At 73.5% G+C, this 23,547-nt stretch carries 25 protein-coding genes; 14 read left to right on the top strand and 11 right to left on the bottom strand.

The annotated features are described in order from the left end of the window. Window positions 1-102 precede the first annotated feature (102 nt). Window positions 103-789: a pentapeptide repeat-containing protein gene (locus ACIQD7_RS20145; RefSeq protein WP_402443121.1), complete on the top strand. Its 687-nt coding sequence runs from the start codon at window positions 103-105 to the stop codon at window positions 787-789. 204 nt (window positions 790-993) lie between these two features. On the opposite strand, the gene ACIQD7_RS20140 is transcribed toward ACIQD7_RS20145, so the two are convergent. The 4 genes from ACIQD7_RS20140 to ACIQD7_RS20125 all read right to left on the bottom strand — a co-directional run bounded on the left by ACIQD7_RS20140 (window position 994) and on the right by ACIQD7_RS20125 (window position 4,716). Next, complete coding sequence (locus ACIQD7_RS20140; RefSeq protein ID WP_121828113.1) at window positions 994-1,494, bottom strand: hypothetical protein; 501 nt, start codon at window positions 1,492-1,494, stop codon at window positions 994-996. A gap of 69 nt (window positions 1,495-1,563) precedes the next feature. Further along, complete coding sequence (locus ACIQD7_RS20135; RefSeq protein ID WP_402443120.1) at window positions 1,564-2,775, bottom strand: FAD-dependent monooxygenase; 1,212 nt, start codon at window positions 2,773-2,775, stop codon at window positions 1,564-1,566. A gap of 115 nt (window positions 2,776-2,890) precedes the next feature. Then, window positions 2,891-3,514 carry a response regulator transcription factor gene (locus ACIQD7_RS20130; protein ID WP_121828115.1) on the bottom strand — a complete coding sequence of 208 codons (624 nt, stop codon included), beginning with the start codon at window positions 3,512-3,514 and terminating at the stop codon, window positions 2,891-2,893. 44 nt (window positions 3,515-3,558) lie between these two features. After that, window positions 3,559-4,716: a sensor histidine kinase gene (locus ACIQD7_RS20125; protein ID WP_389664439.1), complete on the bottom strand. Its 1,158-nt coding sequence runs from the start codon at window positions 4,714-4,716 to the stop codon at window positions 3,559-3,561. A 278-nt stretch (window positions 4,717-4,994) separates the two neighbouring features. Between ACIQD7_RS20125 and ACIQD7_RS20120 the strand changes: the two genes are divergently transcribed. Both ACIQD7_RS20120 and ACIQD7_RS20115 read left to right on the top strand, forming a co-directional pair. Next, window positions 4,995-5,537: a heme-binding protein gene (locus ACIQD7_RS20120; protein ID WP_161373757.1), complete on the top strand. Its 543-nt coding sequence runs from the start codon at window positions 4,995-4,997 to the stop codon at window positions 5,535-5,537. A gap of 97 nt (window positions 5,538-5,634) precedes the next feature. Continuing rightward, complete coding sequence (locus tag ACIQD7_RS20115; protein WP_402443117.1) at window positions 5,635-7,044, top strand: M1 family metallopeptidase; 1,410 nt, start codon at window positions 5,635-5,637, stop codon at window positions 7,042-7,044. A 107-nt stretch (window positions 7,045-7,151) separates the two neighbouring features. Here ACIQD7_RS20115 and ACIQD7_RS20110 read toward each other — a convergent pair whose 3' ends face one another. Beyond that, window positions 7,152-7,727: a TerD family protein gene (locus ACIQD7_RS20110; protein WP_121828119.1), complete on the bottom strand. Its 576-nt coding sequence runs from the start codon at window positions 7,725-7,727 to the stop codon at window positions 7,152-7,154. Between the two features lie 116 nt (window positions 7,728-7,843). Here ACIQD7_RS20110 and arfB point away from each other — a divergent pair, with 116 nt between their 5' ends. Beyond that, window positions 7,844-8,281: an alternative ribosome rescue aminoacyl-tRNA hydrolase ArfB gene (gene arfB / locus ACIQD7_RS20105; protein ID WP_121828120.1), complete on the top strand. Its 438-nt coding sequence runs from the start codon at window positions 7,844-7,846 to the stop codon at window positions 8,279-8,281. 25 nt (window positions 8,282-8,306) lie between these two features. Here arfB and ACIQD7_RS20100 read toward each other — a convergent pair whose 3' ends face one another. Next, window positions 8,307-8,873: a flavin reductase family protein gene (locus ACIQD7_RS20100; RefSeq protein WP_402443114.1), complete on the bottom strand. Its 567-nt coding sequence runs from the start codon at window positions 8,871-8,873 to the stop codon at window positions 8,307-8,309. Window positions 8,874-9,162: 289 nt separating this feature from the next. On the opposite strand from ACIQD7_RS20100, the gene cdgB reads away from it, so the two are divergent. Together cdgB and ACIQD7_RS20090 are read left to right on the top strand one after the other, a co-directional pair. Then, a complete protein-coding gene (gene cdgB / locus ACIQD7_RS20095) occupies window positions 9,163-10,818 on the top strand; it encodes a diguanylate cyclase CdgB (RefSeq protein ID WP_402443112.1) in 1,656 nt (551 codons plus the stop codon). Window positions 10,819-10,926: 108 nt separating this feature from the next. Next, window positions 10,927-11,907 carry a carbohydrate-binding protein gene (locus ACIQD7_RS20090; RefSeq protein WP_402443111.1) on the top strand — a complete coding sequence of 327 codons (981 nt, stop codon included), beginning with the start codon at window positions 10,927-10,929 and terminating at the stop codon, window positions 11,905-11,907. A 24-nt stretch (window positions 11,908-11,931) separates the two neighbouring features. Here ACIQD7_RS20090 and ACIQD7_RS20085 read toward each other — a convergent pair whose 3' ends face one another. The 3 genes from ACIQD7_RS20085 to ACIQD7_RS20075 form a co-directional block, all read right to left on the bottom strand. Beyond that, complete coding sequence (locus ACIQD7_RS20085) at window positions 11,932-12,852, bottom strand: 1-phosphofructokinase family hexose kinase (RefSeq protein ID WP_402443109.1); 921 nt, start codon at window positions 12,850-12,852, stop codon at window positions 11,932-11,934. A 122-nt stretch (window positions 12,853-12,974) separates the two neighbouring features. After that, entirely contained in the window at window positions 12,975-14,129 is a 1,155-nt protein-coding gene (gene nagA / locus ACIQD7_RS20080) for an N-acetylglucosamine-6-phosphate deacetylase (RefSeq protein WP_121828125.1), read from the bottom strand. Continuing rightward, window positions 14,129-15,079 carry an ROK family protein gene (locus ACIQD7_RS20075; protein ID WP_078968037.1) on the bottom strand — a complete coding sequence of 317 codons (951 nt, stop codon included), beginning with the start codon at window positions 15,077-15,079 and terminating at the stop codon, window positions 14,129-14,131. The genes nagA and ACIQD7_RS20075 overlap by 1 nt, the downstream gene beginning before the upstream one ends. Before the next feature lie 304 nt (window positions 15,080-15,383). Between ACIQD7_RS20075 and ACIQD7_RS20070 the strand changes: the two genes are divergently transcribed. The 4 genes from ACIQD7_RS20070 (at window position 15,384) to ACIQD7_RS20055 (ending at window position 18,703) form a co-directional block, all read left to right on the top strand. After that, on the top strand, window positions 15,384-16,664 hold the full coding sequence (locus ACIQD7_RS20070; protein WP_402443107.1) for an ABC transporter substrate-binding protein: 1,281 nt from the start codon (window positions 15,384-15,386) through the stop codon (window positions 16,662-16,664). A 12-nt stretch (window positions 16,665-16,676) separates the two neighbouring features. After that, on the top strand, window positions 16,677-16,949 hold the full coding sequence (locus ACIQD7_RS20065) for a DUF3263 domain-containing protein (protein ID WP_121828127.1): 273 nt from the start codon (window positions 16,677-16,679) through the stop codon (window positions 16,947-16,949). Between the two features lie 30 nt (window positions 16,950-16,979). Continuing rightward, a complete protein-coding gene (otsB, locus tag ACIQD7_RS20060; protein ID WP_402443105.1) occupies window positions 16,980-17,822 on the top strand; it encodes a trehalose-phosphatase in 843 nt (280 codons plus the stop codon). Window positions 17,823-18,307: 485 nt separating this feature from the next. After that, a complete protein-coding gene (locus ACIQD7_RS20055; protein ID WP_402443103.1) occupies window positions 18,308-18,703 on the top strand; it encodes a hypothetical protein in 396 nt (131 codons plus the stop codon). A 190-nt stretch (window positions 18,704-18,893) separates the two neighbouring features. Here the strand turns inward: ACIQD7_RS20055 and ACIQD7_RS20050 are convergent, their stop codons facing one another. Then, window positions 18,894-19,505, bottom strand: coding sequence for a hypothetical protein (locus ACIQD7_RS20050; protein WP_402443101.1), 612 nt, complete (start codon window positions 19,503-19,505; stop codon window positions 18,894-18,896). Continuing rightward, on the bottom strand, window positions 19,502-19,837 hold the full coding sequence (locus ACIQD7_RS20045; protein ID WP_402443099.1) for a PadR family transcriptional regulator: 336 nt from the start codon (window positions 19,835-19,837) through the stop codon (window positions 19,502-19,504). The genes ACIQD7_RS20050 and ACIQD7_RS20045 overlap by 4 nt, the downstream gene beginning before the upstream one ends. A gap of 50 nt (window positions 19,838-19,887) precedes the next feature. Here ACIQD7_RS20045 and ACIQD7_RS20040 point away from each other — a divergent pair, with 50 nt between their 5' ends. From ACIQD7_RS20040 to ACIQD7_RS20025, 4 genes are read left to right on the top strand one after another with little or no spacing between them, the layout of a single operon-like run. Beyond that, the gene (locus tag ACIQD7_RS20040) at window positions 19,888-20,316 is read left to right on the top strand and encodes a hypothetical protein (protein WP_402443098.1); all 429 of its coding nucleotides are present in this window, start codon (window positions 19,888-19,890) and stop codon (window positions 20,314-20,316) included. Continuing rightward, on the top strand, window positions 20,313-21,557 hold the full coding sequence (locus ACIQD7_RS20035) for a hypothetical protein (RefSeq protein ID WP_402443096.1): 1,245 nt from the start codon (window positions 20,313-20,315) through the stop codon (window positions 21,555-21,557). The genes ACIQD7_RS20040 and ACIQD7_RS20035 overlap by 4 nt, the downstream gene beginning before the upstream one ends. Further along, a complete protein-coding gene (locus tag ACIQD7_RS20030) occupies window positions 21,554-22,261 on the top strand; it encodes an ABC transporter ATP-binding protein (RefSeq protein WP_402443094.1) in 708 nt (235 codons plus the stop codon). Before ACIQD7_RS20035 ends, ACIQD7_RS20030 begins: the two co-directional genes overlap by 4 nt. Then, window positions 22,258-23,532 (top strand): ABC transporter permease, encoded by a 1,275-nt coding sequence (locus ACIQD7_RS20025; protein WP_402443093.1) that lies wholly within the window; start codon window positions 22,258-22,260, stop codon window positions 23,530-23,532. Before ACIQD7_RS20030 ends, ACIQD7_RS20025 begins: the two co-directional genes overlap by 4 nt. Window positions 23,533-23,547 lie beyond the last annotated feature (15 nt).

Here is a 23,547-nt window from a genome sequence, read left to right as displayed (position 1 = left end):
CCTCGTTCTCGGGTCCGTTCTCGGGTTCCGTACGGGGACGGGGCGCGGGCCCGCGTTCGTGACACGGGGGGCGTTGTCAGTGTCGTACATCACCATGGGGGAATGGCGAACCACGGTGCGAGGGCGACGGGGCGGAAGAGGAAGGTGCCGGGCGCGCGGCGGCCGGAGCTGCGGCTGCCGCCCCTGGAGCCGTACGGGGGCGGTCTGGAGGCGGACGGGGACTACGACGGCCTGGAGCTGTCCGGGCTCGACCTGGCCGGGCAGTCGGGGGAGGGCGCCCGGTTCCTGGACTGCGCGCTGCGGGAGTGCGGCCTCGGCGGGGCGCGGCTGACGAACGCGCGGTTCCTGGACTCGGTCCTGAGCGGGGTGCGGGGCGTGGGGACGGACCTGGCGGGAGCGCAGCTGCGGGACGTGGAGGTCGTGGAGGCGAGGCTCGGCGGGACGCAGCTGCACGGGGCCGTCCTGGAGCGGGTGGTGGTCCGGGGCGGCAAGATCGACTATCTGAACCTGCGGTCCGCGAAGCTGAAGGACGTCGTCTTCGAGGGCTGCGTGCTCAGCGAGCCGGACTTCGGGGGCGCGGTCCTGGAACGGGTCGAGTTCACGGACTGCGCCCTGACCGGCGCCGACTTCTCGGGCGCCCGGCTGAAGGACGTGGACCTGAGGGGCGCCCAGCGCCTGGACATCGCGCGCGGGGTCGAGTCCCTGGCGGGCGCCGTGATCTCGACGCCCCAGCTCTTCGACCTGGCCCCGGTGCTCGCGGCGCAGCTGGGGGTGCGGGTGGAGGACTAGGGCCTGTCCGGCGAATCATGGCCGGGGCCGCGGCGTCTGGCACGGCACCTCGCCGCGTTGCCGGAACGCCCCGACAGCTCCGCTATCGAGCCGCTCCGGCGCCTTGCGATGCTTCCCCTGGGCCCTGCGGGCCCGGGGAGGCCCCATGCACCAGACGCCGCGGCCTACCCGACCCTGACCCGCCGGACAGGCCCTAGCCGGAGGTCACGGCAGCCGGGGGAAGCGGGCCTGGAGGGACCAGACGGCCGGGTTGTCGGCGAGGCCCTCGTGCATGTCGGTGAGGTCCGCGATCAGGTCGTGCAGGAAGTCGCGGGCCTCGCGGCGCAGTTCGGCGTGGTTGAAGGTCACCGGCGGCTCGTCGCCCGGCATCCAGTCGGCCTCGACGTCCACCCAGCCGAAGCGGCGCTCGAACAGCATCCGGTCCGTGGACTCGGTGAAGTCCAGCTCCGCGTACTGCGGCTGCGCGGCCCGGCTCCCGCGCGGGTCCCGGTCGAGCTGCTCCACGATGTCGCAGAGCGCCCACGCGAAGTCCAGCACCGGCACCCACCCCCAGGCCGTGGACACCTCCCGGTCCGCCTCGGTGTCCGCGAGGTACACGTCCCCGCAGAACAGGTCGTGCCGCAGCGCGTGGACGTCCGCGCGGCGGTAGTCGGTCTGCGGGGGGTCGGGGAAGCGACGCGAGAGGGAGTAGCCGATGTCGAGCACGGGGTCGATGGTGTCACGGTCCCGGGGCCGGTCCGTACGGCCCCGGGGCCGGTCCGTACGCGCCCCGGCTCACCCGCTCCGCCCGTGCACCGCCCTCGCCACCCGGGGGCCCAGCCAGCGCTTGAGGCGGCGGAGGGGTTCCAGGCTGCCGGCGGCGCGGTCGAGGCGGTAGTAGAGCTGGGGCGGGACGTGCGGGAGGAGGGGGGAGTGGCGCTGGCCGAGGAGGGCGAACATGCGGGCCGGCTCCAGGGCCATGTAGCGGGGCAGGTTCTCGTACCAGCGGGCGCTGTAGCGGGCGGCGCTCTGGGCCGAGACGAGTTCGGCGCGGCGCCGCTTCCCGTACAGGGTCAGGGCCGTGTCCAGGTCCCGGCCGCCGTCGCCCAGGGCGTCCGCGAGGGCCAGCGCGTCCTCCAGGGCCAGGGTGGTGCCCGCGCCGATCGAGTAGTGCGTGGTGTGGGCGGCGTCCCCGAGCAGGACCAGGTTGCCCCGGTGCCAGACGCGGTTGGTGAGGGTGCGGAAGGTGAGCCACCGGGCCGGCTCCTCGGCCCGGGCCCGGCCGATCAGCTCGTGCCCGTCGAGCAGGTCGTGGAAGAGCTTCTCCAGGAGGCGCAGGCTGTCGGCCTCGCCCAGCGCGTCCAGGCCCAGGCCGGTCCAGGTCTCCGGCGAGCACTCGACGACGCAGGTGGAGCGCTCGCCGCTGAAGCCGTAGGCGTAGCACCAGATCCAGCCGTGCTCCGTCTCCTTGAAGGCGAAGCTGAACGAGTCGAAGACCTTGGTCGTGCCGAGCCAGACGTACCGGTTGCGGCCGCTCGCCACCTCGCTGCCGAAGTGGTCCGCGTACGCCTCGCGCAGCGCGCTGTGCACCCCGTCGGCGGCGACGACCAGGTCCGCGTCCGCCAGCTCGGGCGCGTCCGGGCCGCTCACGTCGTGCTCGTACGCGATCCGCACGCCCAGCGCGCGGGCGCGGTCCGCGAGCAGCGCCAGCATCCGCCGGCGCCCGATGCCGAAGCCCGCGTCGCCCCGGTGGACGGTCCGCTCGTCGCGGACGATCGCGACCCCGTCGGTCCAGGTCACGGAGGTGTCCGCGACGGCCCGCGCCGACTCCGGGTCGCCCGCGCGCAGCTTGTCGAGGAGCCCGGCCCAGTACGTGACGCCCCAGCCGTACGTGGAGCCCTCCGGGTTCCGCTCGTACACCGTGATCTCGTGCGACGGGTCCCGCCGCTTCAGCAGGACCGAGAGGTAGAGGCCGGCGGGACCGCCGCCGACGATCGCGAGCTTCACGTGCGCTCCACTGGGACTGGTTCGTGACACCGTGCGGTGGGAGAGTAACGCACGGTAGCAGTGGAGGAGAGGGGTGGGGGCAAAGACCGTACAAAGGCGTACGGAAGGGGAGTTCCTACGGCAGCAGACGCCGCTCCTTCGCCACCGCCACCGCGCCCGCCCGCGTGTCCACGCCGAGCTTGGCGTAGATCCGGCCCAGGTGGGTCTTCACCGTCGCCTCGCTGATGAACAGGGCTCGTGCGATCTCCCGGTTGCCGAGGCCGCGCCCCAGCTGCCCGAGGATGTCCCGCTCCCGGTCGGTGAGGCTCGGGCCCGCCGCGCCCCGCATCCGGTCCATGACCCGGCTGGCGACCGGCGGCGAGAGGGCCGTCCGGCCCTGCGCGGCCGCGTGGATCGCCGCGAACAGCTCCTCCGGCCGCTCGGCCTTCAGGAGGTAGCCGGTGGCGCCCGCCTCGATCGCCCGGGTGATGTCGGCGTCCGTGTCGTACGTGGTGAGGACGAGGACGTGGACGCCGGTCGGCGCGATCCGGCGGGTCGCCTCCACGCCGTCGATCCCGGTCCCCAGCTGGAGGTCCATGAGGACGACGTCCGGCTTCAGCTTCGCCGCCAGGGCGACCGCCTCCTCGCCGCTGCCCGCCTCGCCCACGACGTCGATGTCGGGGGTGCTGCCGAGGAGGGCGAGCAGCCCGGCGCGCACCACCACGTGGTCGTCGCAGAGCAGGATCCGTACGGAGGACATCACGACTCCAGGGAGAGCGGGACGGGCGGGATCGGGCAGGGGCGTCACGCATCGGGCGAGAGCGGGATCGCGGCCGAGAGCACCGTGCCCTCGCCCGGGGCGGACTCGACGGTCAGGGTGCCACCGAGCTGCTCGGCCCGCACCCGCATCGCGGGCAGCCCGTGGCCGCGCACCCCGCCCGGCCGCTCCGCCGGGTCGAAGCCGCGCCCGTCGTCGGCCACGTCCAGGACCACCTGGTCGTCGAGGTACGTCAGGGTCACGGCGGCCGAGTCCGCGCCCGCGTGCTCCCGGATGTTCGCCAGGGCGCCCTGCGCGATCCGCAGCAGCGCCGACTGGGCCCGGTCGGGCAGCGGCACCGGCGTCCCGTCCACCCGGAACGCCGCCGACTCGCGGGCGGCCACGCCCCGCAGCGCCTCCTCCAGGCCGCCGCCCCCGGCCAGGTCGGCCGGCGCGAGGTCGTGGACGAAGCGGCGGGCCTCCGCGAGGTTGCGCTCGGCGATGGACTCGGCGGTACGGACGTGCCGGCGGGCGGTCTCCGGGTCGCCGTCCCAGGTGCGGTCCGCCGCCTGGAGCAGCATCTGCTGGCTGGACAGGCCCTGCGCCAGGGTGTCGTGGATCTCCATCGAGAGCCGCTGCCGCTCGGCCAGGGTCCCCTCGCGGCGCTCGGTCGCGGCGAGCTCCCGCCGGGTGCGGATCAGGTCGTCGATCAGCGCCCGCTGGCGCGCCGCCTGCCGGTCCGAGTAGACGAACACCCCGGTGGCCAGGGCGGCGACGGCCGGCGGGGCGACGATCAGGTTCGGGTCCCAGCCGCCGTGCGCGAGCCGGACCTGCGCGAAGACCACGAAGGCGGTGAGCAGGGCGACCAGGCCGAGCGCGGCGCGCGGCGGGAGGGTGCGCAGGCCCGTGTAGAAGAGCGGCACCGCACACCAGGCGAAGCTGGGCGCGAGGACGACGAGGAGGACCCAGACGGCGACGACCGTGCCCAGCCAGGCGATCCGGCGCGGGGTGGCGCGGGTCCCGAGGACGGGCCCGAGGAGGTAGAGGGAGGCGAGCGCGCCGGTGAGGGCGACGATCCAGGGGCTGCGGGCCTCCCAGTCGTGCCGGAGCAGGAAGCGGGCGAGCGAGGCGCCGAGCAGGAGGAAGAACGCGGTGTGCATGATCCGCGCCAGCCGGCGGGCGTCCGGGTCCGGGTCCTGCTCCATGTCCGCGTCCTTCTCGTCGCCTTCTCTTCGCCTTCTCGCCCGCCGTCCCCGTCCGGCGGTCCGACCTGCGCATACCCCTTCATCCTGGCCCGACTGGACCGGTCCGGCATCAGCCGATCGGCTGACCCGGCCGTCCACCGGTGCGCTCCCGGAGGGCAGCCGGACCGTGGACCGGGAGGCCCCGGGAGCGGCCACAGGATGGATGACAGAGCGAGACGGACGAACGGATCGCTCGGCCCACGGCCCCGCGCCCTCCCTCCCACCCCACGGAGTTCCCCATGAAGAAGAAGATCCTCCTCGGTGCCACCGCGGCCGCCGTCGTCGCCGCCGGCACCTTCGGCGTCGTCTCCGCGAACGCCTCCGCCCCGGCCGCCGCCGCTCCCGCCGCCGTCCGCGCCGACGCCTCGAACGGCAACCTCCAGCAGTCGACGCACCTGACGATCGCGGCGGCGACGAAGGCCGCGCAGGCGACCCTGAAGGCCGCCGAGAAGGAGAACCAGCGCGTCTCGGTCGCGGTCGTCGACCGCAACGGCAACACGATCGTCACCCTGCGCGGCGACGGCGCCGGCCCGCAGTCCTACGAGTCGGCCGTGAAGAAGGCGTACACCGCCGTCTCCTGGAACGCCCCGACCTCCGAGCTGGCCAAGCGCCTCACCAACGCCCCCACCCTCAAGGACATCCCGAACACCCTCTTCCTGGCCGGCGGCGCCCCCGTCACCGCCAAGGGCGCGCCCGTCGCCGGCATCGGCGTCGCCGGCGCCCCCTCCGGCGACCTCGACGAGAAGTTCGCCCAGGCCGGCGTCGCCTCCCTCGGCCGATAAGCCGACAAGAGCAGCCCCCCGAACGGCGCTGGCGCCCGGACCCCCCGCCGGGCGCCACCGCCCTCCCTCCCCCGCCCCCGCTGCATACGATCGATCCGTGAACCACCGTCACCGTCACCGGACCCGCACCGGAGCCGTCGCCGCCCTCACCGTCCTCGCGGTGCTCGTGGGCGGCTGCACCGGCGCCACCGGCGGGGTCCGGGGCACCCCCGGCGCCGCCGGGCTCCGCGACCCGTACTTCCCGAAGCTCGGGAACGGCGGCTACGACGTGCTGCACTACGCCCTCTCCCTCACCTACGACCCGGCCACCGGGCGGCTCGACGGCACCGCCGAGATCACCGCCCGCGCCACCCAGGACCTCAGCGCCTTCAACCTCGACCTGTCCGGGCTCACGGTCGGCGCCGCGCGCGTGGACGGCGCCCCCGCCGCCCATAACCGGGCCGGGAACGAGCTGACGCTCCGCCCGCGCGAGGAGATCCGGAAGGGCGCCGAGTTCCGCGCCACCGTCACGTACGCGGGCGTGCCCGAGCCGCTCACGGACGCGGACGGCTCCGAGGAGGGCTGGCTGCGCGACGAGGACGGCGGGGTCGTCGCGGTCGGCGAACCGGCCGGCTCGGCCACCTGGTTCCCCGGCAACCACCACCCCTCCGACAAGGCCGCGTACGACATCGCCCTCACCGTCCCCGCCGGGACCGACGCCTTCTCCAACGGCGTCAGGACCGAGCGCCGCACGGAGGCGGACGGGCGCGTCACCACCGTCTGGCACACGCCCGAGCCGATGGCGAGCTACCTCGCGACGATCATGATCGGGCGGTACGAGACGGGGACGGCGACCGCCCTCGGGACCGTGCCCGTGCTGACCGCCGCCGAGCCGGAGGTCGCGGCGGAGAGCGCCGCGCTGCGGGCCGAGATCCCGACGCTCCTCGCCCGGCAGGTGCGGCGCTTCGGCCCGTACCCCTTCTCGGCCGCCGGAGCGGTCGTCACGGAGGAGGGGACCCTCGGCTACGCCCTGGAGACCCAGACCCGGCCCGTCTTCCCGGCCTCCTCCTTCGACCGGACGACCCTCGTCCACGAGCTGGCCCACCAGTGGTTCGGCAACTCGGTGTCCCCCGCCACCTGGCGGGACCTGTGGCTGAACGAGGGCTTCGCGACGTACGCGGAGTGGCTGTACGCGGAGGAGTACGAGGGCGTCCCCGCCCGCACCGCCTTCGAGCGGGCCTTCGCGCAGCGGGCCAACTGGGCCTTCCCGCCGGCCGCCCCGCCCACCGCCCGGAACCTCTTCGACCCGCCCGTCTACCAGCGGGGCGCGATGGTCCTCCACAAGCTGCGCGAGACGGTCGGGGACGAGGTCTTCGACGGGATCCTGCGCGGCTGGCCCGAGGAGCACCGCCACGCCAACGCCTCCACCGCCGACTTCACCGCCTACGCGGAGGAGGCGGCGGGGAAGGACCTCGACGGGCTGTGGGACGTCTGGCTGTACGGGGCCGGGAGGCCGGACACGCCCTGAGCCCCGGCGGAGGGGTCCCGCCGGGGCTCAGGGTCGGAGATCCGCCGCGTCCGCCGGACGTCTCAGAGGCCGACGCCTCAGAGGTTGACGTCTCAGAGGTTGACGTCTCAGAGGTTGACGCCGAAGTCGCGGGCGATGCCCTCCAGGCCGGAGGCGTAGCCCTGGCCGACGGCGCGGAACTTCCACTCGGCGCCGTTGCGGTAGAGCTCGCCGAAGACCATGGCCGTCTCGGTGGCCGCGTCCTCGGAGAGGTCGTAGCGGGCGAGCTCGGCGCCGCCGGCCTGGTTCACGATGCGGATGTACGCGTTGCGGACCTGGCCGAAGTTCTGCGAGCGGGCGACCGCGTCGTAGATGGAGACGGGGAAGACGATCTTGTCGACGTTCGGCGGGAGGGCCGCGAGGTTGACGTTGATCTGCTCGTCGTCGCCGCCGCCCTCGCCGGTGCGGTTGTCACCGGTGTGCACGATGGTCTGGTCCGGCGTCGACTTGTTGTTGAAGAAGACGAAGTGGGCGTCGGAGGCGACCTTCCCGGCGGCGTCCACGCCGATCGCGGAGGCGTCGAGGTCGAAGTCGGTGCCGGTGGTGGTGCGGACGTCCCAGCCGAGGCCCACGGTGACGGCGGCGAGGCCGGGGGCCTCCTTGGTCAGGGAGACGTTGCCGCCCTTGGACAGGCTCACAGCCATGGAAAGTCCCTTTCATCGGGGTGTCGTCGCCTGGAGAAACGCGCACGGCCCCCCGACGGTTCCCGTTCCGTCCCGGACGGAAATCAGGATGACTCCGACGGCCCAGTGCGGGGAACATGGAGGGCATGTCCGGTCCCTATCCGATCCGCGGCTCCGTCTCGCTCCCCGAGGCCGAGCTCCAGTGGCGTTTCTCGCGTTCGTCGGGCCCGGGCGGACAGCACGTCAACACCAGCGACTCGCGGGTGGAGCTCCGCTTCGACCTCGCGGCCACCGACGCGCTCCCCGAGGTGTGGAAGGCCCGCGCCCTGGAGCGCCTCGCCTCCCGCCTGGTCGACGGCGTCGTGACCGTACGGGCCTCGGAGCACCGCTCGCAGTGGCGCAACCGCGAGACGGCGGCGGTCCGCCTGGCCGCCCTCCTCGCCGAGGCGACGGCCCCGCCGCCGAAGCCCCGCCGGCCGACGAAGATCCCGCGCGGCATCAACGAGCGGCGGCTGCGGGAGAAGAAGCAGCGCTCGGAGACCAAGCGCACCCGGCAGGCCCGCGACTGGGGCTGAGCCGCGTCCGGGCCGCGTCCGGCCGTCAGCCCAGGTGCCGGTACTTCCCCTGGAAGTACGTCAGGGGCCCGCTGCCGTCCGCCGGGGACAGGCCCACCGTCAGGACCCGGCCCACCACCAGCGTGTGGTCGCCGGCCACGACGCGGTTCTCGGTGCGGCACTCCAGGACCGAGAGCGCGCCGCCCATGAGCGGGGCGCCGCTCGCCTCGCCCCGGGTGTACGGCACGTCGGCGAAGAGCAGCCGGTCGCTGACGCGGTTCTTCATCGAGAAGCGCCCGGCGAGGTGCCGCTGGTTCTCGGAGAGGACCGAGACCGCCCAGACGGGGACCTCGGCCAGCAGGTCGTCCATGCGGGAGCCGTTGCGGAGGCTGATCAGGACCAGGGGCGGGTCGAGAGAGACCGACGTGAAGGCGGTGGCCGTCATGCCGACGTCCTCGCCGCGCGGGCCGTCGTCGGGGTCGTGCGCGGTCACCAGGACCACGCCCGACGCGAGGCGGGACATCGCCGCCCGGAACTCTTCGTTGCTCACCCCCTCAGCATGGGGGATCGCCAGATCGGTCACGGGGGGCGGGGAGAGGGTCTTCTGCGGCACGCTCCCGACGCTAGGACGGCTCCCCGGGGACCGCATCGGGCGGGAGGACCAGGACCCCACCCCCCGCCGGTCCTAGGACCCCCGGGCGGAACCCCGGCGGACACGCCCGCGACCCCCCATGACCTGCTGTGACTTGAGTCACAGCGGCCAGTATTTGTTGACCCTGTGTACCGGCTGCGCAGCTCACTGTGATTCAGTGGCAATCGCAGTACACAGCGAAATGCCACCGTGCAACAGGAAGCCGATCAGAACCCTGGAGTTGCTGTCGAGGTCTCGGGGAGGGCGAGCGATGGAGACCGAGTCGGAGCCGTACGTCCGTCTCTCGACCCTGCGGCAGCTGCATCAGGTCGTGACGGACCTCAACACCGCCCGCAGCCTGGCGGACACCCTGCAGACCGTCGCGGACGGCGTGGTCGCCGGCCTCAACTACGAGCTGGCCTGTGTCAACCTCGTGCGCCCCGACGGTGACCTCGTCGTCGCCGCCTTCGCCGGAAGCTCCGCCGCCGAGGCCCTGATCACCGGCCGGGTCGGCTCCCGCGCCTCCTGGGAGCGCCGCCTCTCCATGGGGAGGGCCTGGGGCGACCTGCGGTTCATACCGCACACCGAGGGCTGGGTGCTCATGGAGGACGACGTCCCCCAGTGGCACACCGACGGCCCGGCGCCCCGCTTCGAGGACGAGTGGCACCCCCACGACCGGCTCTACGCCCCGATGTACGCCTCCGGGTCCGGCCGCGAGCTCCTCGGCGTCATATCCGTCGACCGCCCGCGCAACGGCCGGCACCCCGGCCCCTGGGGCCAGGAGGCGCTCCAGATGTACGCCTCGCAGTCGGCCATCGCCATCAGCAACGCCCGCCTCCGCTCCAACATGCAGCGGGCCCTGGTCCGGCTCGAACGGGAGCAGCAGGCCCTGCGCGCCAGCGAGGAATCCTTCCGCCAGGCCTTCGAGTACGCCCCCTCCGGCATGGCCATCGCCGAGATGGGCGGCGACCAGCACGGCCGGCTCCTGCGCACCAACGACGCCCTGTGCCGGCTCCTCGGGCGGCCCGCCTCCGTCATGCGCCGCTACTCCTTCGCCGACCTCGTCCACCCCGAGGACATCGGCACCCTGCTGCGGACCTCCGCCGAGGGCGGCCGGGCCGAGCTGCGGCTCGCCCGCCGTGACGGCACCTACGTGTGGGTCTCCCTGCGGAACTCCGTGGTCGCCGACACCGCCGACGGCCCCCGTTTCCTGCTCACCCACGTCGAGGACATCGAGGAGCGCAAGCGCCACGAGCTCCAGCTCGCCCACCGCGCCTCGCACGACGCCCTCACCGGACTGCCCAACAGCGCCGAGCTGCGCTCCCGGCTCTCCGCCCGGCTCTGCGAGCGCCCGGCGGACGCCCCGGACGCGTACGGCGGCGGCTACGGCCCGGGGCCCGGCTCCGGCTACGAGCCGTACGAGCACGAACACGAGCACGGCTTCGGCTTCGAGCCGGCGGGCGGCGCGGGGCCGTACGACCACCACGTCCACATGGTGGCCCCCTCGGGCGGCGAGGTCGACGACGGGACCAAGGGGCTCGCGGTCCTCTTCTGCGACCTCGACGGCTTCAAGTCGATCAACGACCGCTTCGGGCACCACACCGGCGACGCCGTCCTCATCGAGGTGGCCCGGCGGCTCACCACCGGCGTCCGGGACGGGGACACCGTCGCCCGGCTCGGCGGCGACGAGTTCGTCGTCCTCGCCGACGGCCTCGGCGCGGCCGACGCCGCCGACCTGGCCGTACGCCTGCGCAACGCGATCATCCCGCCGATCCGGGTGGACGGGCGGGCGGTCCGCGTGGGGGCCAGTTTCGGCATCGGCTGGGCCGAGTGCGGGATGACCGTGGAAGAGGTCCTGAACTCCGCCGACCAGCGCATGTACGTGGAGAAGCGCTCCCGGGCGAAGGTCCAGCGCCGGGCCGGCTGACGTGCGCGCGGACCCCTACCAGGTCAAGGGTCCGAGTCGGGGAATGGTCCGTTCGGGGTAGGCTCGCCGGGTCGGCGACGGCTGGCGAGCATGGAGAGGATGACCCGGATGGCTGCCGGTAACGACGGCTCGAACAAGCCCGAGGACGACGATCCGTTCGGCTACCTGTACGAGGACGGACGGGCGGCGGGCGCGCAGCCCCCGCAGGGCGGCGGCTACGGCTACCCCGGCCCCGGACCCGCTCAGCCGGGCGTGCCCCGGACCTCGTACAACCAGGTCAGGACGGTCGGCGACCGCCGCCAGTACGGCGGCGGCCAGCAGCACGCGCAGCCGTACGTGCCGCCGCAGCAGCAGGCGCCGTACGGGCAGCCGCACGCGCAGTACGCCGCGCCCGAGACCTACGGCGGCCAGCAGCCGCCCCGCCAGACCCCGCCGCCCCCGCAGCGCGGCGGCTCCGGCCGGGGCCCCAACACCCGGGGCCTGCTGATCGGCGCGGTCGCGGTCGTCGCGGTCGTGGTGCTCGGCATCGCGGCGGCGGTGATCACGAACAAGGACAAGGGCACCGAGGACGACAAGGCCGGCGGCACCGCCCCCACCCCGACGGCCTCCTCCCAGCCGTCGGAGACGCCGAGCGGCGAGCCGAGCTCGGCCTCGCCGACCCCCACCGAGCTGCCGAAGCAGGACGCCGCCACGCTCCAGCTGGGCGGCCCGGCGAAGCTCGACACGGCCGTGAAGGGCGCGAAGGGCCCGGGCGGCGCCTACGTGTCCTTCAACGGCCAGGGCGGTTCCGCGAGCTGGTCCGTGAACGTGCCGAACACCGGGGACTACACCCTCCGGATCGTGTACAGCGTGCCCGGCAAGGACGCGAAGACCTCCCTGACGGTCAACGGCGAGAAGCCGCGCGGGATCAACATGAAGAACTACGCGAAGGCTCCCGAGGGCGACTGGGAGAAGGGGTGGACCTACACCTACTCCTACGTGACGCTCAACCAGGGGGCGAACTCGCTCAAGATCTCCTGCGAGGCGGGCGACTCCTGCGACGCGGCCCTGGACCAGGTCTACCTGGAGGCCGGCCACACCGGCCGGTGACCTTCCCTCAAGGGGTCTCCTCCCCTAAGGGGTCTCCTCCGTCACCTTCACCCGCGTCAGCAGCTCCTCGTACGCCGCGCGGTCGAATTCCCCGGCCACCGGGGAGAGGACCGTGGCCGCCGAGAGGGCGACCGCGCGGGTGAGGCGGTCCGGCCAGGGGGTGCGGTCGACCAGGCCCGCGAGCAGGCCGGCGACGGCGGAGTCGCCCGCGCCCGTCGGGTTGCCCCGGACGGGGGCCGGCGGGGCCGCGCGCCAGAGGCCCTCCGGGGTGGCGGCGAGCAGGCCCTCGGGGCCGAGCGAGGAGATCACCGCGTGGGCGCCCCGGCGGCGTGCGTCGAGGGTGGCCCTGCGGGGCTCACGGGCGCCGGTGAGCTGGGCGAGTTCGTCCGCGTTGGGCTTGACCAGGTCGGGGCGGGCGGCGATGCCCCGCCGCAGGGGCTCGCCGCTGGTGTCGAGGAGGACGGGCACGGCGGCCGCGCGGGCCAGCCGGACGAGTTCCGCGTACGCGCCGACGTGGATGCCCGGCGGGAGGCTGCCGCAGAGGGCGACGGCGGCGGCGCCGTCGAGGAGCGCGGCGAAGCGGTCGCGGAAGGCGTCCCACTCGGCGGCCGTGACGTTCGGTCCCGGCTCGTTGAGCTGGGTGGTGTCCCCGTCGGCGGCGTCGACGACCGCGACGGTGCGGCGGGTGGGCCCCGCCGTCTCGACCAGCTCGTCCCGGACCGGGGTCGCCGCGAGCCGCTCCCGCAGGACGGCCCCGGTGGCGCCGCCCGCGAAGCCGGTGGCGACGGTCTCGTACCCGAGGGCGGCGAGGACCCGGGCCACGTTCAGCCCCTTGCCGCCGGGGCGCTCGATCACCTGGGTGACCCGGTGGGAGGCGCGCGGGGTGAGGGCCGGGACCCGGTAGGTCAGGTCCAGCGCCGTGTTGAGGGTGACCGTCACGATCACCTGCCCACCCCCGTACTTCCTGTGAAGACCTCTGGAACGTACGTTCCGACGGCCCCTGATCATGCCAAAGGAAAGGCGGCAGGCCCAGACCCCGGCCCGCCGCCCTTCCGCATGACTCCTGATCAGGCGGCCGCGGCGATCGCCGGTTCCACGATCCAGGCGCCCTTGCGCATGACGCCCCGGAGGTTGAACTCGGCGTCGAGGACGACGATGTCGGCGTCCTTGCCGGGCTCCAGGGAGCCGACGCGGTCGTACGCGCCGAGGAGGCGGGCCGGGTTGGCGGAGATGGCCCGGACGACCGACTCGACGGGCAGGCCGTCGACGGTGACGGAGCGCTTGAAGGCGCGGTCCAGGGTGAGGGTGGAGCCGGCGATGGAGCCGCCCTCGACGAGCCGGGCGACGCTGTCCTTCACCTCGACCTCCAGCGGGCCGAGCATGTAGCGGCCGTCGCCGAAGCCCGCGGCGTCCATGGCGTCGGTGATGAGCGCGACGCGTCCGGCGCCCGCGTGGTGGAAGGCCAGCTCCAGGGCGGCGGGGTGCAGATGGGTGCCGTCGTTGATGAGCTCGACGGTGATCCGCTCGTCCTCCAGGAGGGCGGCGATCGGGCCGGGCGCGCGGTGGCCGAGGGCGGGCATCGCGTTGTAGAGGTGGGTGGCGACGGTGGCGCCCGCGTCGATGGCGGCGACGGTCTGCTCGTACGTGGCGTCCGTGTGGCCGATGGCGGCGATCACGCCGTGCTCGGCGAGGAGGCGTACGGAGTCGAGGCCGCCGGGCAGCTCGGTCGCGAGGGTGACCATCTTGGCCCGGCCGCGCGCGGCGTCGACCAGCTTGCGGACCTCGGCCGGGTCCGGGTAGCGCAGCAGCGTCTCGTCGTGGGCGCCCTTGCGGCAGGGGGAGATGAACGGGCCCTCGAAGTGGATGCCGGCGATCTCGCCCTGCTCGGCCAGCTCGGAGAGGAGCCCGGCCCGCTCGGTGAGGAAGTCCATCTCGCCGGTGACGAGGGAGGCCACGGTGGTGGTGGTGCCGTGCAGGCGGTGGGTGCGGACGCCCTTGAGGACCTCCTCGGCGGTGCCGGAGGTGAAGGACGCGCCGCCGCCGCCGTGGTTGTGTGTGTCCACGAAGCCGGGGACGAGCCAGTGGCCTGCCAGATCGATGGTCTCGGCGTCCTCGGGGGCGCTGCCGACGATGCGGCCGCCGTCGACGATCACGCGTCCGTTCTCGACGATCCCGGTGGGCAGCACGACGTGTGCGCCGGCGAGAACCTTGTGATCGGCCATCAGGCGGAAACCTCCGAGTCGGTGGGGCGCTGGGCGGCGAGCAGGTCCCAGGCGAGGAGGCCCGCGCCCAGGCAACCGGCGGTGTCCCCGAGGGCCGCCGGGACGATGGCGGGCAGCTTCTGGAACGTGACTCGCTCCTCCACCGCGGCCCGAAGTGGTGTGAACAAGGTTTCCCCGGCTTCGGCCAGACCGCCACCGATGATGAGCGTGCGGGGGTCGAGGAGGGTGAGCGCGGTGACCAGACCGTCCGCGAGCGCGTCGACGGCGTCCTGCCAGATCCGTACGGCCGTGGGGTCGCCGGACTCGACGGCCTTCGCGCAGTCGGCGGCGTCGGCCTCGGGGTCGTCGCCGGCCTCGGCCCAGGCGAGGGAGACGGCGGAGGCGGAGGCGTACCGCTCCAGACAGCCGCGCTGGCCGCAGCCGCAGGCGGTGCCGCCGGGGCGGACGACGATGTGGCCGATCTCGCCCGCGTAGCCGTGGGCGCCGGCCTCGATGCGGTCGCCGATGCCGATGGCCCCGGCGATGCCGGTGCCGAGGGGCACGAAGAGGAAGCGGTCGGCGCCGTTGCCCGCGCCGATGCGGCCCTCGGCGAGGCCGCCGGTGCGCACGTCGTGGCCGAGGGCGACGGGGATTCCGTCGAGGCGGCGGCTGAGGAGTTCGCGCATGGGAACGTCGCGCCAGCCGAGATTGGCGGCGTAGACGGCGATGCCGTTCTCCGCGTCGACGATTCCGGGGACGGCGACTCCGGCGGCCGCGGCGGGCTCCCCGTACCGCTCCTGGCCGAGGGTGCGGAGGTCCTCCGCGAAGCCGAGGATCGTCTCGACCACGGCCTCGGGGCCCCGATCGCGCCCGGTGGCGCGGCGGGCCTCGTGGAGCAGGGTGCCGTCCGCCCCGACGAGGGCGGCCTTCATGCCGGTGCCGCCCACATCCAGGGCGATGACGTGTTTCACGTGGAACAGTCTGGCGCGCGGAGGCCCTAAAGGTCTAGTCCACTGCCGAGGATTGTTGCGAACGGATACAAATTCGATTCCCGCCCCGGTCCCTCCCGTGCGGCGTGCGCCCCGGACGCGCCCCCCGTTCACCCCGCGCCCGCCCCCTCGGCCGCTCCCGCGTCCGTTCCGCGGCTTTTCGGAAGGGTGTTGCGGAAGTGATATCCGAGTGGTGTAGACCTCACGTACGCGCGCGAGGCAGACTTGCGGCCCTGACAAGAGCAAACGTGCAGCTCAGCGCAGCTCAACGACGAGCAAAAGGTGGATGAAGCCCGTGCAGCGGCGACGATTTCTTGGACTGACCGCGGCCGCCGCGGCCCTCGGCCTGACCGCCACGGTCTCCGGCTGCGGCTCCCTGGGTGGCGACTCCGGCGACGTGACCCTGAAGCTGGTCGCCGCCGAGTACGACCTGACCGGCGGTGACTCCACCAAGAAGTACTGGACCGACCTCGCCTCCGCCTTCGAGGCGCAGCACCCCGGGATCAAGGTCCAGGTCCAGGTCGAGTCCTGGGACGACGTCGACCGCAAGGTCGCCGAGATGGTCAAGGCCGGCGAGGCCCCCGACATCGCGCAGATCGGCGCCTACGCCGACTACGCGGCCGCCGACCAGCTCTACGCCGCCGACGAGCTGCTCTCCATACCCGTCCAGGCCAACTTCCTCGCGCCGCTCGCCGCCGCCGGCGAGCACAAGCAGGTCCAGTACGGCCTGCCCTTCGTGGCCTCCACGCGCCCCCTCTTCTACAACAAGGCCCTCTTCGAGAAGGCCGGCGCCGAGCCGCCCACCACCTGGGACGAGCTGGTCGCGGCCGCCGGGAAGCTCAAGAAGGACGGCGTCCGCACCCCCTTCGCGCTGCCCCTCGGCCCCGAGGAGGCCCAGGCCGAGGCCATGATGTGGCTGCTCGCGGGCGAGGGCGGCTGGACCGACGCCACCGACCACTACGCGGTCGACTCCGAGGCCAACATCCGCACCTTCGACTGGCTCCGGACGAACCTCGTCGGCAAGGACCTCACCGGCCCCGTCGCCCCCGGCAAGCTCAACCGCAAGGCCGCCTTCGCCGCCTTCGCGAACGGCGAGGTCGGGATGCTCAACGGCCACCCCTCGCTCCTCAAGGAGGCCGCGAAGAAGGGCGTCGAGGTCGGGCAGGTCCCCCTCCCCGGCGTCGACGGGCCGTCCAGGACCTCCATGGGCGTCGCCGACTGGATCATGGGCTTCAGGCAGAACGGCCACCGCAAGGAGATCGGCGACTTCCTCAACTTCGCCTTCAACGACGACAACGTCCTGAAGTTCGCCGGGGACAACGACCTGCTGCCGGTCACCGTCAGCGCCTCCACCCGCATGGAGACCGACCCCGAACACGCCAACCTGCGCGTCTTCCTCAAGGTCCTCCCCGACGCGCAGCTCCCGCCGGTCGGCAAGACCTCGTGGGCCAAGGTCAGCGAGAACGTCAAGCAGAACATCGGCAAGGCCGTCACCCCGAACGGCCGCCCCTCCGAGGTCCTGGCCTCGATCGGCCGAGTGGCGACGGCGGCGGAGGCCGACGAGTAATAGGTTGGTCGTATGACCGAGGACCGGGAGACGACGCGCGAGGGGAGCGGTGGGGGCCCCGCCGCCCTCACCGAGCAGGAGCAGGCCCTCCTCGCCGTCGAGCGTCGCTCCTGGCCGGGGCCCGGGGCCAAGGAGCGGGCCGTGCGGGAGGGCCTCGGGCTCTCCCCGACCCGCTACTACCAGCTCCTCAACGCCCTCCTCGACGACCCGCGCGCCCTCGCGCACGACCCGGTGACCGTCAACCGGCTGCGCCGGATCCGCGAGGAGCGGCAGCGCAGGAGGTAGGGAACGCCCCGCGTGGGTAGGGTCGAAACCATGGCCACCAGCCTTCCGCACCCGACCACGCCCGCCGGCCGCGACGGCCTGGCCGCGATCCTCGCGCGGCCGGAGGAGACCGTCGTCGCCCTCGACTTCGACGGCACCCTCGCCGACATCGTGCCCGACCCCGAAGCGGCCCGCGCCCACGCCGGGGCCGTGCCAGCCCTCGCCGCCCTCGCGCCCCGGGTCGCCTCCGTCGTGGTCGTGACCGGCCGCCCCGCCGGGGTCGCCGTCCGCAACGGCGGCTTCGCCGGCGCCGCCGGCCTGGAGGGCCTCGTCGTCCTCGGCCACTACGGCGCCGAACGCTGGGACGCCGCCACGGGAACCGTACGGGCCGCCCCCGTGCACCCGGGCGTGGCCGCCGTCCGCGCCGAGCTGCCGGGCTTCCTCGACCGGGCCGGGGCCTGGCCGGGCGTCTGGATCGAGGAGAAGGGCCGCGCGGTCGCGGTCCACACCCGCAGGGCCACCGACCCGGAAGGCGCCTTCGAAGCGCTCAAGGGCCCCCTCGCCGACCTGGCCGCCGACCACGGCCTCGTCCTGGAGCCGGGCCGGATGGTCCTGGAGCTGCGGCCGCCGGGCGTGGACAAGGGCGTGGCACTCGCCTCGTACGTACGGGAGACCGGCGCCGGTGCCGTCCTCTACGCGGGCGACGACCTGGGCGACCTGCCCGCCTTCGCCGCCGTGGAGAAGCTCCGCTCCGACGGCACCCCCGGCCTCCTGCTCTGCAGCGACTCCGGCGAGGTCCCGGAACTCTCCGACCGCGCCGACCTCTCGGTCCCGGGCCCGGCGGGCGTGGTGGACTTCCTGACGGCTTTGGGGGAGGCGGTGCGGGGGGACTGAGGGCGGGCGGGGCCGGTGGGGCGGGTGTGACGTTTTCGCGCCGTCCGGCGCTGTTGTTGACGAGGGCCTTTTCCGCCTGTGAGGTGGACCACTCAACGGATTTGCTGTGCGCGGGAAGCTTTGCCGGGCAAAGTCCGGCCCTTCGGTATATTCCTCAGATAGCGGACGAGAATTTCCCAATCGGATATCTGGGTCTTATCTCGGAAGCTTCCTCCTGCCCGTCGGGCGGTGTTGCAACTTCACTCGTGCGCAAGGCGGTTGAAGGTGATTGACCGGCCCATGTGGAGTGGATCTTGAGCCTTTTCGCTGGTCATAGCCTTGGGTGCGCTGTCGGCGCGTGGTACTTCACCCGTTTCAGAATGAACTACTCCGCTTTCGCGTAAGGGAATCCCCCGCCCCTGTCGAGGTGTCAGGGAGTGTCTTTCGGCCATGACAAGATCTCGTCTCGCCGCAGTCAGCGGCAGTTTCCGAAACGAGGAGAAATCATGCGTCGAGGACGCGTTCTCGCGGCGGTCGCCACCGCCGCCGCCACCGCTGTTCTGATGGCCACCCCGGCTTCCGCCGCCTACGCCACGTGGAGCGGCGAGGTCGACAGCGGCGGCAAGATGAAGTACTTCAGCACCCAGCGCACCACCAGCGGCGACGTCTCCGTCTACGTCGGCAACGGTCCGGCCGGCGGCGTCGGCGTCACGCTGATCAACTGCCACGACCTGGGCACCGCCGGTGGCGAGAAGACCATCCACGAGAAGAAGAGCGGCGCCTGGTCGAGCCTGGGCCGCAAGTGCTTCCGTCTGGCCATGAAGCGCAACTGGTCGGCCGACACCAACGGCATCCTGCCGGGCAACGGTGTCACCGACGTCTCCGGCAGCATCACTTACTGAAGCTGCTGAACCCGCTGAATTCGCTGATCCTTCCGCGCCGCGACCGCCGGAAAGGGCGAGGTGCTCGGACAACGCCAATTTGTCCGAGCACCCCGCCCCCAGTGTGCCAGCTCCCCGCCCCACGGGGCAGGGAGCGTCGCGGATGCGGGGGCATCGACGGAGCGGGCCGGCTCCCGTGGAGCGGGCCTGCTCAGCGGAACAGGTCGGCGACGATGTAGACGGCCACCAGGGCCAGTACGGCCACCGCCCCACGGGTGGCCACGCGCAGCCGTCCCCGCCAGGCCGGGTTCCGCTCCAGGAGCAGACCGGTCGCCAGCTGGCCCGCGACCCAGGACAGGGGCAGCAGGACCAGGGCGCCGAGGCGCTCGGACCCGGATATCTGCGGGACCCGCATGACCTCCCCCACGCCGTGGTCCAGGGCCGGGAGCAGCGGGCCGCCCGCGGCGATCACGTCCGACCCGATGCCGAGGGTCACCGACCACAGGATCGCCAGCAGGTAGAGCGCGGCCACCCCGCGCAGGCCGGAGGCCACCCACTCGCCGGGAGTGGGCCAGGACCGTGAGGTCAGGCCCATGAAGGTGAGGGGCCGGTTGTGCGCCCCCGCCTCCTCGGCGAGCTGCCGCGCGTACGCGGCGGGGCTCTCCAGGTCCTCCACGGACGCGCCCTCGCGCAGATGGGCGGTCAGATCGGCGACGGTCTCGGCCCGTTCGCGGTGCGGAAGGGCCAACAGGTGGTCGGCGACCTCCGCCACGTACTCGTCCATCCGGTCCCGCTCGGCCACCGGCCCGCTGACGGCGTTCATTCAGGATTCCCTTCCGTTCTGTCGGCCAGGCGCTCGATCGCTCCCGCGAGCCGCGCCCATTCCCCGTTCGCCTCCGCCAGGGCCTCTCGCCCGGACCCGCTCAGCTCGTAGTACTTACGGGCGGGGCCGGCCGTGGAGGGGACCAGGGAGGCGGTCAACATGCCGTCCTTCTCCAGGCGGCGCAGCACTCCGTAGACGGACGGGTCGGCGACGTCCCGCAGCCCCGCGTCGCGCAGCCGCTCCACCAACTCCAGGCCGTACGACTTGCGTCGGTCCAGCGCCAGGAGAACCGCCAGCTCAAGGGCTCCCTTGAGTAGTTGACTGGATCGCATGGTTCTATGGATAGCATAGAACCATGTCGGAAAGGAAACATCTCGTGTCCATGCGAAGCACCACGGCCCGTCGCGGATTCGGCGCCCTCGGGGCGGCCCTCGCCCTCTCCCTCGCGCTCACGGCCTGCGGGAGCGGCTCCGACGCGGCCGACGCCGTCGCCGCGTACGACCCCGCGGAGGTCGAGATGCTACGGAAGCAGGGCGAGCGGAGCGGCTTCGAGGTGACCGACGAACTGCTCCTGGAGACCCTCAGGACCCGGGACGACTGCCGCACGATCAAGGCGGTCGTGGACGCCGTGGCCAAGGGCGAGAAGAGCGGCCCGGCCTTCGAGAAGTTCGCCGCGCTGCCCAAGACGAACGAGGACCGCGGCCAGGCGGAGCAGGCCGACTACTTCCGGACGCTGGCCGACAAGGTCGAGCTCGGCGATGTCCAGGAGGCGCGCGACTACCACGTCGCCAACTGCGCGGGCGTGAAGTGAGCAAGCGCCGAGCCGGGCGCGCGAAGGCGCGATCCGCGCGGGGAATCGCCATCGGTGCCGCGGTCGTCGTGGTCGCCGCCGCCGCGGTTGCCGCTGCTCTGGCCGTGGACTCCGAGGAGCCGGGGGAGCGTTCCTCCGGGGGGCCCGCGCCCGTAGAACACCTCGTGCAGGAACGCCCCTTCCGGTCCGTGGTCACCCTGGACGCCCAGATCCGGGCGCGGCAGCCGCACCCGGTGGGGCCGTCCGACGCGCGCGAGGCCGAATGGTCCGTGGCCGACGGGACGCGCGTCGCCAAGGGCACGGTGCTCGGCCGCCACGTCCCCGCGACCGGGGAGAAGAGCCTGGCCGACATGGAGACCGAGCTGGCCGACGCCCGGCGGGAGCGGGCCGACCGGGCCAGGCTGCTGGACGTCGACGTGGACCAGGCGGAGGAGAACCACCGCAAGGCCACCGGCGAGGAGAAGGCCACCGCCGGGAGCGAACTGGTCAGGACCCGACTGGTCGCCGGGCAGGAGCTGGAGAAGCTGGACGTGCAGATCTCCCGGCTGGAGGCGAAGGTCTCCGCCGCGAGGGGGCGGACCCGGACCATCACCGCCCCGGCGGCCGGCCGCTTCGTCCTCGGGACGGGGGGCGGTGCCGAGGTACGGCCCGAGGGGTTCGAGACGTCCGCCGCGGTGCCGCCGGTCCTGATGTACCGGCTCGACACCCCGCAGGCCGCGCGGGCTGCCGCCGTCATCAAGATCACCGGAGGCCCGGCCGAGTTCTCCTGCACGCCCGTCACGTACCGCGGCGCGGAGCCGGGGGAAGGGGCTGGGGCGGCACCTGATGGGGGAGTCGGCGGGTCGAGTACGGCGGAGGGCGCGGGTGCGACCGGCGGTGCCGGTGCGACCGGGGGCACTGGTACGACCGCCGGTGCTGGTACGACCGCCGGAGCGGGCGGTGCGGAGGACGCGTCCGGGATCTCCGCGTCCTGCGCGGTCCCGAGTTCCGTACGCGTCTACGCCGGGCTCGTCGGCACCATGGCCATCACCGTCGTCGACCTGCCCAGGGCCACCGTCCTGGACGCCTCGGCCATCCGGCTGGCCGCCGGGGAGAAGGGTCTGGTCACCGTACGGACCGCGGACGGCGGCACCGAGGACCGGACCGTCGTGCTGGGCCCCACCGACGGACTCGCGTACGTGATCACCGAAGGGCTCCGGCCCGGTGAGACGGTCCTCGCCCGCTCGGAGGAGCAGCGGTGACCCTCAGCCTGACCGACTGCCACGCCTCCTTCGACCAGCCGGACGGCACCACCCTGGACGTGCTCCGCGGCGTGTCCATGGAAGTACGCGCGGGCGAGTCCGTCGCCATCCTCGGCCGGTCGGGGTCGGGGAAGTCGACCCTGCTCAACGTCCTGGGAGCGCTGACGCCGCCGCAGCGGGGCAGCCTTCGCGTGGACGGCGGGGACGTGTGGGCGAGGAAGTCGGCCCAGGTGGCCAGGTTCCGCGGTGCCACCTTCGGCTTCGTCTTCCAGGACTATCTCCTGATGCCTCGTCACAATGCCCTTGACAACGTGGCGTTGCCCCAGTTGTGCGGCAGCGTCGCCGAGTGGCGCGGTCGGCGCCGCCGGGCCCGCAGGCTGCTGGCGGACGTGGGTCTGGCGGGCAAGGAGCACGCCCGCCCGGCGGAACTGTCGGGCGGGCAGCAGCAGCGGGTGGCCATCGCCCGCGCGCTGATGCGCGCACCGCGCGTGGTACTGGCGGACGAGCCGACCGGGGCGCTGGATCCGGACACGGGCAACGAGATCGTGGACCTGCTGCTCTCGGTCGTCGCCGACCAGGGCCGGTCGCTGGTCCTGGTGACGCACGACCTGGAGATCGCGGACCGCTGCGACCGGCGGATCCATCTGGTGCGCGGCGAGATCGCCGACGAGGCGAACGGGCGGACGGAGGCGGGGAGTCGATGATGTGGAGGCGGATCCTCACCGGCAGCCTGGAGGAGATCAGGGTCAACCGGCTGCGGTCGCTGGTGACCGGGCTGTGCATCTGCGTGGCGGTGACGGCGTTCTCGCTGGTGATGCAGTTGGGCCAGGGCGCACGGCAGTCGATGACCGAGACGGTGGAGCTGACCCAGGGGCGGGCCGGGACCTGGCGGGTGACGGCCCAGGGCGCCCCTTCGGAGGTGCTGCTGGCCGGTTCGGCCTCGGCGGCCGGGGCGCCCGGCGCCGGGGTCCGGGCGTGGGGGCGGGCCGTACGGGTGGGCGAGGTGAAGGCCCGGGTGCGGGATTCCACCTCCGGACCGGCGCCCTCCGCGGTCCTCGGGCTGCTCGCCGTCGACCCCTCGATCGCCGACGTGGCACCCGTGCCGCTCAGCGGCGGCCGGTGGCTGACCGAGGACGACGCGCGGGACGGCGCCCTGCCCGTGGTGCTCTCGCCCGGCGCGCTCAGGAGCCTGACGGCCACCGGGGGAGGGGTGGCGGACGCCTCGTCGCTGATCGGCGGGGAGTTGCTGGTGGGGCGGCCCACCGACCTGCGGCTGCGGATCGTGGGGGTCGCGGCGGACGGTCCGCTGATGCGGTTCCAGTCGGAGGGCGACCTCGGTTTCGTACCGCTCCACTCCGCGCGCGCCGACGGCGTGCATCCCGCTCTTGCGGGGCTCTCCGGCCCGGCCGGCTCCGTACAGACGTATCTGCTCTCCGGCGACGGGGCTTCGGGCGCGGGCAAGGACACGGTGCCGGCGACGCTGAAGCGGGTCCTGGCCTCCGCCGGGCACCCGGCGGCGCAGGCCACGGCCGAACGCGTCGACCGCGCGGACGACTTCGCCGCCGCGACCCGCTCGCTAAGCACCGTCCTCGGCGTGATCGGAGCGGTCGCCCTCGGGGTGGGCGTCCTCGGGGTCGCCAACGTCAGCTTGATGAGCGTGCGCGAGCGGACCCAGGAGTTCGGCCTGCGCAGCGCCCTCGGGGCCTCCCCAGGCGTCATCGCCTGGCTGGTACTCACGGAGACGGCCCTGGTGATCCTCGCCGGAGGTGCCTCCGGAGTACTGCTCGCGGCGATCCTCTCCCGTGCCGCGGGCGCGGCCCTGGGCAGCACGCTCGGAGGGTTCCCCCTCACCCCCTTGTCCCTGTCCACGGCCACGGTCGGCCTGGCCGTCAGCGCGGCCTCGGGCCTCCTGGCCGGCCTCCTCCCCGCCCTACGGGCCCGCCGCCTGAGCGTGGTGGAAGCCATCCGACGCTGAGCCCCGCCCCGCCGT

Source organism: Streptomyces sp. NPDC093071 (assembly GCF_044754545.1).
GTDB lineage: Bacteria > Actinomycetota > Actinomycetes > Streptomycetales > Streptomycetaceae > Streptomyces.
Note: the sequence above shows the minus strand (reverse complement) of the source record. Positions and strands in the feature narration are given on the sequence as shown.